11 protein-coding genes and 1 pseudogene are annotated in these 11,901 nt (G+C 72.3%); 7 read left to right on the top strand and 5 right to left on the bottom strand.

Annotated features, from left to right (window positions below; genetic code table 11):
• The 4 genes and pseudogenes from ACFWEP_RS23515 to ACFWEP_RS23500 all read left to right on the top strand — a co-directional run.
• Window positions 1–380: pseudogene (locus ACFWEP_RS23515) on the top strand (ABC transporter); the annotation flags it as partial.
• Window positions 377–1,162 carry an ABC transporter permease gene (locus ACFWEP_RS23510; RefSeq protein WP_387372555.1) on the top strand — a complete coding sequence of 262 codons (786 nt, stop codon included), beginning with the start codon at window positions 377–379 and terminating at the stop codon, window positions 1,160–1,162. The pseudogene ACFWEP_RS23515 and the gene ACFWEP_RS23510, both read left to right, overlap by 4 nt.
• A 360-nt stretch (window positions 1,163–1,522) precedes the next feature.
• The gene (locus ACFWEP_RS23505; protein ID WP_387372553.1) at window positions 1,523–2,917 is read left to right on the top strand and encodes an aldehyde dehydrogenase family protein; all 1,395 of its coding nucleotides are present in this window, start codon (window positions 1,523–1,525) and stop codon (window positions 2,915–2,917) included.
• A gap of 100 nt (window positions 2,918–3,017) precedes the next feature.
• Window positions 3,018–4,097, top strand: coding sequence for a Zn-dependent alcohol dehydrogenase (locus ACFWEP_RS23500; RefSeq protein ID WP_387372551.1), 1,080 nt, complete (start codon window positions 3,018–3,020; stop codon window positions 4,095–4,097).
• A gap of 78 nt (window positions 4,098–4,175) precedes the next feature.
• Here the strand turns inward: ACFWEP_RS23500 and ACFWEP_RS23495 are convergent, their stop codons facing one another.
• The 5 genes from ACFWEP_RS23495 to ACFWEP_RS23475 all read right to left on the bottom strand — a co-directional run bounded on the left by ACFWEP_RS23495 (window position 4,176) and on the right by ACFWEP_RS23475 (window position 9,131).
• Window positions 4,176–5,822 (bottom strand): alkaline phosphatase D family protein, encoded by a 1,647-nt coding sequence (locus ACFWEP_RS23495; RefSeq protein ID WP_387372549.1) that lies wholly within the window; start codon window positions 5,820–5,822, stop codon window positions 4,176–4,178.
• A gap of 170 nt (window positions 5,823–5,992) precedes the next feature.
• Window positions 5,993–7,033: a polyphosphate kinase 2 gene (gene ppk2 / locus ACFWEP_RS23490; RefSeq protein ID WP_387372547.1), complete on the bottom strand. Its 1,041-nt coding sequence runs from the start codon at window positions 7,031–7,033 to the stop codon at window positions 5,993–5,995.
• Window positions 6,999–7,982 (bottom strand): DMT family transporter, encoded by a 984-nt coding sequence (locus tag ACFWEP_RS23485; RefSeq protein ID WP_387372545.1) that lies wholly within the window; start codon window positions 7,980–7,982, stop codon window positions 6,999–7,001. Before ACFWEP_RS23485 ends, ppk2 begins: the two co-directional genes overlap by 35 nt.
• A gap of 54 nt (window positions 7,983–8,036) precedes the next feature.
• Window positions 8,037–8,750 carry a TetR/AcrR family transcriptional regulator gene (locus ACFWEP_RS23480; protein ID WP_387372543.1) on the bottom strand — a complete coding sequence of 238 codons (714 nt, stop codon included), beginning with the start codon at window positions 8,748–8,750 and terminating at the stop codon, window positions 8,037–8,039.
• A gap of 48 nt (window positions 8,751–8,798) precedes the next feature.
• Window positions 8,799–9,131 (bottom strand): hypothetical protein, encoded by a 333-nt coding sequence (locus tag ACFWEP_RS23475; RefSeq protein ID WP_387372541.1) that lies wholly within the window; start codon window positions 9,129–9,131, stop codon window positions 8,799–8,801.
• A 330-nt stretch (window positions 9,132–9,461) separates the two neighbouring features.
• Here ACFWEP_RS23475 and ACFWEP_RS23470 point away from each other — a divergent pair, with 330 nt between their 5' ends.
• The 3 genes from ACFWEP_RS23470 to ACFWEP_RS23460 all read left to right on the top strand — a co-directional run bounded on the left by ACFWEP_RS23470 (window position 9,462) and on the right by ACFWEP_RS23460 (window position 11,847).
• The gene (locus ACFWEP_RS23470; RefSeq protein WP_387372539.1) at window positions 9,462–10,613 is read left to right on the top strand and encodes an acyl-CoA dehydrogenase family protein; all 1,152 of its coding nucleotides are present in this window, start codon (window positions 9,462–9,464) and stop codon (window positions 10,611–10,613) included.
• A gap of 110 nt (window positions 10,614–10,723) precedes the next feature.
• The gene (locus ACFWEP_RS23465) at window positions 10,724–11,014 is read left to right on the top strand and encodes a YiaA/YiaB family inner membrane protein (protein WP_387372537.1); all 291 of its coding nucleotides are present in this window, start codon (window positions 10,724–10,726) and stop codon (window positions 11,012–11,014) included.
• A 209-nt stretch (window positions 11,015–11,223) separates the two neighbouring features.
• Entirely contained in the window at window positions 11,224–11,847 is a 624-nt protein-coding gene (locus ACFWEP_RS23460) for a TetR/AcrR family transcriptional regulator (protein ID WP_328723902.1), read from the top strand.
• Window positions 11,848–11,901: the final 54 nt, after the last annotated feature.

Below are 11,901 nucleotides of genomic sequence, written 5' to 3'. Positions count from 1 at the left end.
TCCTCCACGACGGCAAGATCGCCGCCGAAGGCACCGCCGACGAACTCAAACGCCTCGTCCCCGGCGGACACGTACGCCTCCGCTTCACCGACCCCACCACCTACCGCGAAGCCGCGACCGCCCTCCCCGACGCCGCCCGCGACGACGACGCCCTCACCCTCCAGATCCTCAGCGACGGCAGCCAGCGCGAACTGCGCACCATCCTCGACCGCCTCGACACCGCAGACGTCGAAGCCGACGAACTCACCGTCCACACCCCCGACCTCGACGACGTGTTCTTCGCCCTCACCGACAGCACCCGCGTCCCCCACCAGGCAGGCCAGCAGACCCCGCAGACCCAGCCGTCCCCGTCGCCCCCGTCCAAGGAGGACGTCCGATGAGTACCCTCTCCCTCGCCGTGCGCGACTCGTCCACGATGCTGCGCCGCAACCTGCTGCACGCCCGGCGCTACCCCTCGCTCACCCTGAACCTGCTCCTCACGCCGATCATGCTGTTGCTGCTCTTCGTCTACATCTTCGGCGACACCATGAGCGCGGGCATCGGCGGCGGAGACCGCTCCGACTACATCGCCTACATCGTCCCGGGCCTGCTGTTGATGACCATCGGGAGCACCGTGGTCGGCAGCGCGGTCTCCGTCTCGATGGACATGACCGAGGGCATCATCGCCCGCTTCCGCACCATGGCGATCCACCGGGGATCGGTCCTCATCGGGCACGTCGTCGGCAGCGTGCTGCAGTCGGTCGCCAGCGTGGTCCTCGTCGGGGCGGTCGGGGTGGCCATCGGTTTCCGCTCGACCGACGCCACCGTCCTGGAGTGGCTGGCGGCCTTCGGGCTGCTGGTGCTCTTCGCCCTGGCCCTCACCTGGATCGCGGTCGGGATGGGCCTGGTCAGCCCGACCGTGGAGGCGGCCAGCAACAACGCGATGCCCCTGATCCTGCTGCCGCTCCTCTCCAGCGCCTTCGTTCCCGTCGACACGATGCCCGGCTGGTTCCAGCCGGTCGCCGAGTACCAGCCGTTCACCCCGGCCATCGAGACCCTGCGCGGACTCCTGCTCGGCACCGAGATCGGCAACAACGGCCTCATCGCCGTCGCCTGGTGCCTGGGCCTCTCGGCCCTCGGCTACCTCTGGTCGACCTCGACCTTCAACGCCGACCCGAAGTAAGCCGTCATGGCCACCAGGGCCGCACCCCGTACCCCAGATCCCGCACCCCGTACCCCAGATCCCGCACCCGCACCCCGTACCGCCCGAGGGCGGCGTGACCCGGCGAACCAGCCGGAGCGCCGCCCCTCGGCGTTTCCAGGCCTCGCCCGCGATCCGGTCGCCGCCCACGTGACGCGCGTCTCCGGCCCCTCCCGTCACCGGCTCTGGCGCCCAAAAACTAACAGCGCTAGTTTGGGGTTCCGGCGACCGGGCGCGGACGGCCGACAGCCGGACAACCGAGAGCCGGCCGCCGGAGAGCCGGACGACCGCAAGTCGGCCTCGCACAGCGGCCGAACACCGCAAGCCCGGGAGGAACAGCCCATGAAGGCCCATGACGGGATGTACATCGGCGGCGCATGGCGGCCCGCCGAGGGCCGCGACACCATCGCGGTGGTGAACCCGGCGGACGAACAGGTCATCGCCCAGGTGCCCGCGGGCACGGCTGCCGACGTGGACGCCGCCGTACGTGCCGCGCGCGCCGCGTTCCCCGGCTGGGCCGCCACCCCTCCCGCCGGGCGCGCCGCCCGGCTCGCCGCCCTGCGGGACGTCCTCGCCGCACGCGCGGAGGAGATCGCCGCGACGATCACCGCCGAACTCGGCTCCCCGCTCCGTCTCTCGCAGACCGTGCACGCGGGTGTGCCGGTGCTCGTCGCCGGTTCGTACGCCGAACTCGCCGCCACGTACGCCTTCGAGGAGAAGCTCGGGAACTCCACCGTGCTGCACGAGCCGGTCGGGGTGGTCGGGGCGATCACCCCCTGGAACTACCCGCTCCACCAGATCGTCGCCAAGGTGGCCCCCGCGCTGGCCGCCGGCTGCACGGTCGTCCTCAAGCCCGCCGAGGACACTCCGCTGACCGCACAGATCTTCGCCGAAGCCACCGAGGAGGCCGGGATTCCGGCCGGTGTCTTCAACCTGGTCACCGGTCTCGGCCCGGTCGCCGGGCAGGCGCTCGCCGAGCACCCCGGGGTGGACCTCGTCTCCTTCACCGGCTCCACGGCCGTCGGCAGGTCGATCGGCGCCACCGCGAGCGGCGCCGTCAAGCGCGTCGCGCTGGAGCTGGGTGGTAAGTCCGCCAACGTGATCCTGCCGGGCGCCGACCTCGCCAAGGCCGTCAACGTCGGCGTCGCCAACGTGATGTCCAACTCCGGCCAGACGTGCAGTGCGTGGACCCGGATGCTGGTGGACGCGGAGCGGTACGAGGAGGCCGTGGCGCTCGCGGCGGCGGCCGTCGCCAAGTACGTGCCCGGGGAGCGGATCGGACCCGTCGTCAACGCCAAGCAGCAGGCGCGGGTGCGGGGTTACATCGAGAAGGGCATCGCGGAAGGCGCCCGGCTCGTCGCCGGAGGCCCCGACTCCGTGCAGGAGACGGGCTTTTACGTCAGGCCCACCGTCTTCGCCGACGTCACCGGCGACATGACCATCGCCCAGGAGGAGATCTTCGGCCCGGTCCTCTCCATCCTCAGGTACGAGGACGAGGAGGACGCCCTCCGGATCGCCAACGGCACCGTCTACGGCCTGGCCGGCGCGGTCTGGGCGGCCGACGACGAGCGGGCCGTCGCCTTCGCCCGCCGGATGGAGACCGGGCAGGTCGACATCAACGGCGGCCGGTTCAACCCGCTGGCGCCCTTCGGTGGCTACAAGCAGTCCGGCGTCGGCCGCGAACTCGGCCCGCACGGTCTCGCCGAGTACCTCCAGACGAAGTCCCTCCAGTTCTGAACTCCGGCCGCGCGCAGCCCGGTCAGCCGCCGGGGCGCCCGGCCGACCCCCGTCCGCCGCCGGTCCCGCCGGGCCCGGCCCACCAACCGAGGAGCCGTCCGTGGTTCGCGCCGCCGTACTGCCCGCCGTCCAAGCGCCGCTGGAGATCACCGACATCGAGCTGCCGGACACCGGCCCGGGCCAGGTGAGGGTGAGCCTGGCCGCCGCCGGGGTCTGCCACTCCGACCTGTCACTGAGCAACGGCACCATGCGCCTGCCGGTGCCCTGCGTACTCGGCCACGAGGGCGCGGGCATCGTCCTGGAGGTCGGCGAGGGCGTCGAGCACGTCGTCCCGGGCGACGGAGTCGTACTCAACTGGGCTCCCTCCTGCGGCACATGCCACCCCTGCCGGATCGGCGAGGTCTGGCTCTGCGCCGACGCGCTGAAGGGCGCCGCGAACATCCACGCCCGCCTCGCGGACGGCACCGCACTCCACCCCGGCCTGAACGTCGGCGCGTTCGCGCAGGAGACCCTCGTCGCCGCGAACTGCGTGCTGCCCGCCCCGGCGGGCATCCCGCTGACCGACGCGGCCCTCCTCGGCTGCGCGGTGCTCACCGGCTACGGCGCGGTCCACCACAGTGCCCGGGTACGCGCCGGGGAGACCGTGGCCGTGTTCGGGATCGGCGGGGTCGGCCTTGCCGTGCTCCAGTCGGCGCGCATCGCCGGGGCGTCCCGGATCATCGCCGTGGACGTCACGCCGGAGAAGGAGGAACTGGCCCGCCTGGCCGGCGCCACCGACTACGTCGTCGCCTCCGCCACCACGCCGCGCGAGATCCGGGGGCTCACCGACGGGGTGGGCGCGGACGTGGCCGTGGAGTGCGTGGGGCTCGCCCGGACCATCCGTACCGCCTGGGAGTCCACCCGCAGGGGCGGCCGTACCACCGTCGTCGGCATCGGCGGCAAGGACCAGGACGTCACCTTCAACGCCCTGGAGATCTTCCACTGGGGCCGGTCCCTGACCGGCTGCGTCTACGGCAACAGCGACCCGGAACGCGATCTGCCGGTGCTCGCCGAGCACATCCGCGCGGGCCGCTTCGACGTCTCCTCGATGGTCACCGAGCGGATCTCGCTCGACGGCATCCCCGCCGCCTTCGAGAACATGGTCGCCGGAAAGGGCGGCCGGGCTCTCGTCACCTTCTGAGGCCGCCCCGCCCCCGGCCGTCCGTACCCCAGGGGCGCGGGCGGCCGGAGGCGGGCGCGCGGTGTTCCCGCCCCGGGGTCAGCGCACCGGGGCGTCGGCCCGTTCGATCTTCTGGGTGCCGTTGAGCGTGCGGTACGAGCGGACCCAGGCGGCCGTGGCGTCCTGGCGGGTCTTGTCGGAGACCGCGTAGTAGTCCATCTGCGAGCGCGCGGCCGTCACGTCGAGGACTCCGTAGCCGTGGCCGTCCATGTCCACCCACTTGACGTGGCGGTTGGCGGCCTTCACCGCCAGGGCGGCGACCTCGGAGACCGTGTGCGCGGGGACCTTCAGGATGTCGTCCAGGTTGTCCGAGGTCACCGAGGTCACCACGAACTCGGTGGCGGCGGAGGCCGACAACGGGTAGGTCGCGGCTTTGACGGGCACGTCGTTGGCCCATGCCATGTGGATGTCGCCGGTCAGGAAGACCGTGTTGGTCACCGATCTGTCCCGCAAGTGGTCGATCAGCTCCTTGCGGTCGTCGGTGTAGCCGTCCCACTGGTCGACGTTGACGGCGATGCCGCCCCCGGGCAGGCCCAGCAACTCCGCGAGCGGCGCGAGCACGTCGGCGGGGACGGAGCCGAAGGCGACCGGGGAGATCATCACGGACGTGCCGACCAGCTTCCAGGCGGCCGTCGATGCGGCGAGCCCGGCTTTCAGCCAGTCCAGTTGGGCCCGGCCGGTGATGGTGCGCTCCGGGTCGTCGACCGAGCCGCTGCCGATCGACGCCTGTGCGGAGCGGAAGCTGCGCAGGTCGAGCAGGTGCAGCTCGACGAGGCTGCCGAAGGAGAGCCGGCGGTAGACCGTGCCCTCGGTGGAGGCGCGGACCGGCATCCACTCGAAGTACGCCTGTTTGGCCGCAGCGACCCGGTCGGCCCATGCGCCCTCCGCCCCCGGGGTGTGGTTCTCGGCGCCGCCGGACCAGGCGTCGTTGGCGAACTCGTGATCGTCCCAGATCGCTATCACCGGGTGGGCGGCATGCAGGGCCTGGAGGTCGGCGTCCGTCTTGTAGGTGGCGTGCCGGACGCGGTAGTCGGCCAGGGTGAAGATCTCGTGCAGCGGGGAGTGCGGGCGCACGACGGTGTCGCCGTGGGCGTAACCGCCGGACGCGTACTCGTAGATGTAGTCCCCGAGGTGCAGCACCGCGTCCAGGTCGGCGCGGGCCGCGAGGTGCCGGTACGGGGAGAAGAAGCCGGCCTCCCAGTTGGCGCAGGACACCACGCCGAAGCGCACCCCGGGCGTCGCCGCCCCGGCGGCGGGCGCGGTACGGGTCCGGCCCACGGGGGAGAGGACCTGCCCGGCGGCGGCCGAGAAGCGGAACCAGTAGGCGGTGGCCGGGCGCAGCCCTCGGACGTCCGCCTTGACGGTGTGGTCGGACGCGGCCCGGGCGAGGGACGTACCGGAGGCGACCGGCCGGGAGAAGGCCTTGTCCTCGGCGATCTCCCAGCCGACCGGGGTGTCCGCACCGAGGCCGGAGCCGGGTACGGCGTCCGGGGAGGGCGTGACGCGGGTCCACAGGAGGACGCCGTCCGGGAGCGGATCGCCGGAGGCCACACCGTGCAGGAAGACCGGCCCGGCGGCGGCCCGTGCGGCGGTCGTGCCGAGCAGGACGGGGGCGGCGACGGCCGTGGCGGCGGCGGCCTTGACGACCGTGCGACGGCTGGGTGCGGGAGCGTGTTGTGTGGTCACGGGCGCACACGCTACTGACGGGTAAGGCCAACTGGTGTGCGAACAGCAGAAGTTCGCCGAGTCGTCGGAATCCGGTCGCCCCGCGTTGTGGCGGTGGTGCGCGGGCCGGGTGGTGCACGGGTCGGTGTCGCGGTCTCTGCGGCCCGTGCGCGGACGGGCGGACCGGGCCCTCAGGCTTTCGGCGGCCTCGGGGCGAGCAGCCGGGCGTCCATCTCGCCCTCCTCGAAGAGCCGGGACGCCGGCCCGACGATCAACGGGTCCGGGACTTCGACCACGGACGTGTCCTTGCCCGGGTAGTCGAAGCGGTCCAGCACGTGCCGCATCGCCTCCAGCCGCGCCCGCTTCTTGTCGTTGCTCTTCACCACGGTCCAGGGCGCGTCGGCCGTGTCGGTGTGGAAGAGCATCAGCTCCTTGGCCTCGGTGTACGCGTCCCACTTGTCGAGCGACGCCAGGTCGACCGGGCTCAGCTTCCAGCGGCGCACCGGGTCGATCTGCCGGATCATGAACCGGTTGCGCTGCTCGTTGCGGGAGACCGAGAACCAGAACTTCACGATGTAGATGCCGTCGCGGACCAGCATCCGCTCGAACCCCGGGGCCTGGTGCATGAACTCCAGGTACTCGCGGGTGGTGCAGAAACCCATCACCCGCTCCACCCCGGCCCGGTTGTACCAGGACCGGTCGAAGAGGACGATCTCGCCCGCCGTCGGAAGGTGGACCGCGTACCGCTGGAAGTACCACTGGGAAGACTCGCGTTCGGTCGGCTTCTCCAGAGCCACCACCCGGGCACCGCGCGGGTTGAGGTGCTCGGTGAACCGCTTGATGGTGCCGCCCTTGCCCGCCGCGTCCCGCCCCTCGAAGATGATCACCAGCCGCTCGTCGTGCTCCTTCACCCAGTGCTGGAGCTTGATCAGCTCGATCTGCAGGGCGCGCTTGTGCTTGTCGTACGCCTTGCGGCCGAGCTTCTGGGGATACGGATAGTCCTCGCGCCAGGCGTCCCGGGCACGACCCTCGGGGGTGACCAGCTCCGGGTCGTCGTCTCCCCGGTCGCGGACCCCGAACCCCTCCAGGTGCGGTCCGCCGAACCGGGCGCCACGATCCGCCTCCGAGCCGGGCGGGGAGTCGTCCGGCTGGGGCTTCGCCCCGGCGGATCCCCGCCGGGACGCCCGGCCATGTCCGTCAGACCCGTCCGGTTTCCTGTTGCTCGATGCCATCGGGGGTTCCCTCCACCGGCTCGGCCACGACCTTCCGCGTCCGCCCAGTCTGCGGACGGGTCCGGGAGACCGCCACCCCTGCCAGGCAGAGCAGCCCGCCGAGGACCGAGAGGGCGGCAGGCACCTCGTCGAGCACCAGCCACGACATCAGCACCACGAGAGCGGGCACCGCGTAGGTGGTGGAGCCCATCCGCCCGGCCGTGGTGCGCGCCAGCGCGTACGCCCAGGTGGTGAAGGCGAGCGCGGTCGGGAAAACGCCCAGGTAGATCATGTTGAGAGTGGCGGAGAGCGGGGCGTCGGCGGCCTCGTGGACCAGCACCCCGGTGAACGGAAGGCAGCCCGCCGCGCCGATCAGGCAGCCGAAGGCGGTGACCTGGAGGGGCGAACCGTGCTCCAGCGCGGGCTTCTGCGCGACCACGCCGGCCGCGTAGGTGATCGCGGCGACGAAGCAGAGCAGCACGCCGAGCACCGAGGAACCGCCGTGGCCCGACATGGACAGGCCGACGACGACGGCGCCCGCGAAGGACACCCCCATGCCCCCGAGCAGCCGGCGCGGCAGCCCCTCGCCCAGCAGCCGGGCCCCGAGCAGCGCGATCAGGATCGGACCGATGTTGACCACCATCGCGGCGGTCCCGGCGTCCACCTCCTGCTCGCCCCAGTTGAGCACCACCATGTAGAGGCCGAACCAGAGGAGCCCGGAGACGACGATGCCGGGCCAGGCGCCGCGCGGCGGCAGTCCCTCGCGGCGTACGAGCAACAGGGCGACGAGCACCACGGAACCCGCCAGCAGGCGGCCGAGGGCGAGCGCGCCGGGGGAGTAGGCCTCGCCCGCGCTGCGGATGGAGACGAACGCGGTCGCCCACAGCACGACGGTGAAGCAGGCGGCGGCGACGGCACGCCGGTCGGGGCCGGAACGGGGCGGAGCAGCGGGCACGGGCGGTGTGGTCATGGACAGGACCGTACGGGGCGTGGGGTAGGGCGCCCAGCGAATTGGCGGGAAGCGTCAATCGCCCGCGCGATGGTCCCGTTCCGGGCGGTCCCGGTCCACCCCGCGCGGGCTCCGGGCGGAGGTGCGGGCGGGGTCCAGCTGCGCGTACTGGAGCGCGAGCCCGTCGAGCAGCGCCCGCAGCCCCGTCTCGAAGGCACCCTCGTCCACCTGCTGGCGCCGGTCGGCGAGGAGATGGGCCTGGCCGAGGTGCGGGTAGTCGGCGGGGTCGTACGCCGTCTCGTCGTCCACGAAACCCCGCGCGAAGGACCCCAGTGCGGAGCCGGTGACGAAGTACCGCATCAGCGCCCCGATGTGTGTGGCCTGGGCGCGCGGCCAGCCCGCGTCCACCATCGCGCCGAACACCGCGTCGGCCACCCGCAGACCGGCGGGCCGGCGCCCGGGGCCCTGCGCCAGGACCGGCACGATGTGCGGATGCGCGGAGAGCGCGGCCCGGTAGGAGAACGCCCAGTCGTGCAGGGAGCGCCGCCAGTCGCGAGGATCGTCCGCGTCGAACATCGACAGGTCGACCTGGGCGGACACCGCGTCGGCGACCGCGTCGAGGATCTCGTCCTTGTTCCGGAAGTGGTTGTACAACGACGGCCCGCTGACCCCCAGCCCGGCGGCGAGTCGCCGGGTGGAGAGGGCGCCGAGACCCTCCGCGTCCACGAGCGCGGCGGCTGCCTCGACGATCCGTTCTCTGCTCAGGAGGGGGGTACGAGGTCGGGCCATGCGGCACATAGTAGGGCCTGGTCGCCGGGAACCCGCAGGTGATCGGCGCTACTGCGCGGTGGCCCAGCGGATCGCGGCGGCGACGGCCATCAGCAGCGCGGGCGCTGCCCACCACCAGCCCACCGCCCGGCACACCGGCCGCAGCGCCACGATCCCGGCCGCCGCCCCGCCCGCCAGGAGCGTGAGGACGCACGACAGGGCGATGCCCGCCCGGGCCTCGTCGTCCCAGCCGCCCGAGGGGCGGATCGACAGGGCCGTGCACAGGAAGAAGCTCGCGATCAGATACAGGATCGCCAGTGGGACGGACACCACCCGGCGCAGGCAGCCCTCGTCCCCCGGAACGTCCGGAACGCCCGGAACCTCGCGGTGTTCGGCGGTCAATCCGGCTCCCCTCGCCCTCGTCGGCTTCCGTACGGGCTTGCGCGCCCGCTTCCGCGCCGACGCGACCGCCCGGCCGCCCGTGGGCCCCGGTCGGGCCGTGCCCTCGGACGCGGGTGCCAAGGGAACCTAGCAGCGCGCTCGGGTGGCCCCTGCCCTCTCGCCGTGGTTGGCCGAAAAGAGCGGCTGCAGCGTCGCCGCCCGAGGGGGCTTGCGCCTTCCGGCCGCGCGGCACATAGTGGGCTGCGACAAGAAACTAGCAGTGCTAATTAAAGTGCCCCGACGAGTCGGTGGTCCGGCGGTGCGGTGCCCGACGCGGAGGAGTGAGGCGCGATGAACCTGGAGCTCAGCGAGGAACAGGAAGCGGTCCGCCGGCTGGCCAGGGACTTCGTGACCCGGGAGGTCGCCCCGCACGCCGCCGCCTGGGACCGTGCCGAGAATGTCGACAAGTCGATCGTGAAGAAGCTGGGTGCCCTGGGATTCCTCGGGCTCACCGTGCCGGAGGAGTACGGCGGCTCCGGCGGTGACCACCTCGCCTACTGCCTGGTCACCGAGGAGCTGGGGCGCGGCGACTCCTCGGTGCGCGGCATCGTCTCCGTCTCCCTCGGACTGGTCGCCAAGACCATCGCCGCGTGGGGCGACGAGGAACAGAAGCGCCGCTGGCTGCCCGGCCTCACCACCGGGGACCTGATCGGCTGCTTCGGGCTCACCGAACCCGGCACCGGTTCGGACGCGGGGAACCTCGCGACGAGGGCCGTGCGCGACGGCGACGACTACGTCATCGACGGCACCAAGATGTTCATCACCAATGGCACCTGGGCCGACGTGGTGCTGCTCTTCGCCCGTACCAACGACGCCCCGGGCCACAAGGGCGTCTCCGCGTTCCTGGTGCCCACCGACACCCCGGGCCTCACCCGTCACACCGTCCACGGCAAGCTCGGTCTGCGCGGCCAGGCCACCGCTGAGCTGGTCCTGGAGGGTGTCAGGGTTCCCGCGTCCGCGCTGATGGGCCCCGAGGGCAAGGGGTTCTCGATCGCGATGTCCGCCCTGGCCAAGGGACGCATGTCGGTGGCCGCCGGGTGCGTCGGGATCGCGCAGGCGGCCCTGGACGCGGCGGTCGGTTACGCGTCCGAGCGCCAGCAGTTCGGCAAGCCCATCGCCGGATACCAGCTGGTCCAGGAACTCATCAGTGACATCGCCGTGGACGTGGACGCCGCCCGACTCCTCACCTGGCGGGTCGCCGATCTGGTCGACCGGGGCGAGCCCTTCGCCACCGCCGCCTCCCAGGCCAAGCTCTTCGCCTCGGAAGCGGCGGTCCGCGCCGCCAACAACGCCCTCCAGGTGTTCGGCGGGTACGGCTACATCGACGAGTACCCGGTGGGCAAGCTGGTCCGCGACGCCCGGGTGATGACCCTTTACGAGGGCACCAGTCAGATCCAGAAGCTGATCATCGGCCGCGCGCTGACCGGGGTCTCCGCGTTCTGACCGCCGGAGGCACGGGCCGCCGCCTTCCGTCCGCCCCCGCACCGGGCCTGAGTACGGCCGTGAGTACGGGTACGGATGCGGCGGCCCGCCGGGCGGCGGAAGCTCTGGGCATGAGCGACACGACATCCGTCAAGCAGCAGAACACCGGTGCCTACTACGGCCAGGCCGTCGCCTCCTTCGGGTTGGCGATGGGTGCGGTGGCCCTCGGGATCTTCTTCCTCGACGCGGACGCCTGGGTGCGGGCCTTCCTCGCCATCGGCGTCCTCTACCTCGTCACCTCGTGCTTCACCCTCGCCAAGGTCATCCGCGACCGGCAGGAGGAGGGCAGGATCGTCAGCCGCGTCGACCAGGCGCGGCTGGAGAAGATCCTGGCCGAGCACGACCCCTTCCAGAAGCTCTGAGCCCCGGCTCGGGCCCGCGCGTCCCGCCCGCTTCCCTCGCCGCCCCCGAAGTCCCCGGTAACCCCCGGCGATCTCGGGGGCGCAACCGTTTCACCGCTTCCCACCTCCCCCTTTCGGGCGGGCGGCGCTATCCTGCGGGCGAGATCCTAAGCGCTTGCTCAGGGTCGGGGTATGGTGTTCGTCCGGTGGACGGAGAGGGGCGCGTGACGATGGGTACGGCGCAGGAGACCGACGGCCAGGAAACGCCGTGGGGCGAAGTGACCCCCGAAGCCGCCCGGCGGCTTCTCGTGGCGGCGGTCGAGGCCTTCGCCGAGCGCGGCTACCACGCGACGACCACCCGTGACATCGCCGGCCGGGCCGGCATGAGCCCTGCGGCTCTCTACATCCACTACAAGACGAAGGAAGAGCTGCTCCACCGGATCAGCCGGATCGGCCACGACCGCGCGCTCTCCCTGCTGGACGCGGCGGTGGACGCCGAAGGCACCGCCTCGGACCGGCTCGCCACGGCCGTACGGGCCTTCGTCCACTGGCACGCCGAGCGCTTCGCCACCGCGCGGGTGGTGCAGTACGAACTCGACGCGCTGAGTGACGAGCACCGCGCCGAGATCATCGAACTGCGACGGCGCACCGACGCGGTGATGCGGCGGATCATCAAGGACGGCGTGGAAACGGGGGAGTTCGACGTCCCCGACGTGCCCGGTACCGCGCTCGCGGTGCTCTCCCTCTGCATCGACGTCTCGCGCTGGTTCAACGCGCAGGGCAGCCGGACGCCCGAGGAGGTCGGCGCGCTCTACGTGGACCTGGTGCTGCGCATGGTCGGTGCCCCGAAGTAGGGCTCCGCGCGAGTCCCGGCCATGGCGGCGGGGGCCCCCCCCCCCCCCCCCCGG

The sequence above is a fragment of the Streptomyces sp. NPDC060198 genome (assembly GCF_042728415.1).
Classification (GTDB): domain Bacteria; phylum Actinomycetota; class Actinomycetes; order Streptomycetales; family Streptomycetaceae; genus Streptomyces.
Note: the sequence above shows the minus strand (reverse complement) of the source record. Positions and strands in the feature narration are given on the sequence as shown.

Bases quoted from the DNA above. Each gene is read 5' to 3' on its own strand.
- ACFWEP_RS23510 (WP_387372555.1), top strand. From the start codon at position 377: ATGAGTACCCTCTCCCTCGCCGTGCGCGACTCGTCCACGATGCTGCGC.
- ACFWEP_RS23505 (WP_387372553.1), top strand. From the start codon at position 1,523: ATGAAGGCCCATGACGGGATGTACATCGGCGGCGCATGGCGGCCCGCC.
- ppk2 (WP_387372547.1), bottom strand. From the start codon at position 7,033: ATGGCATCGAGCAACAGGAAACCGGACGGGTCTGACGGACATGGCCGG.
- ACFWEP_RS23485 (WP_387372545.1), bottom strand. From the start codon at position 7,982: ATGACCACACCGCCCGTGCCCGCTGCTCCGCCCCGTTCCGGCCCCGAC.
- ACFWEP_RS23480 (WP_387372543.1), bottom strand. From the start codon at position 8,750: ATGGCCCGACCTCGTACCCCCCTCCTGAGCAGAGAACGGATCGTCGAG.
- ACFWEP_RS23470 (WP_387372539.1), top strand. From the start codon at position 9,462: ATGAACCTGGAGCTCAGCGAGGAACAGGAAGCGGTCCGCCGGCTGGCC.
- ACFWEP_RS23465 (WP_387372537.1), top strand. From the start codon at position 10,724: ATGAGCGACACGACATCCGTCAAGCAGCAGAACACCGGTGCCTACTAC.
- ACFWEP_RS23460 (WP_328723902.1), top strand. From the start codon at position 11,224: ATGGGTACGGCGCAGGAGACCGACGGCCAGGAAACGCCGTGGGGCGAA.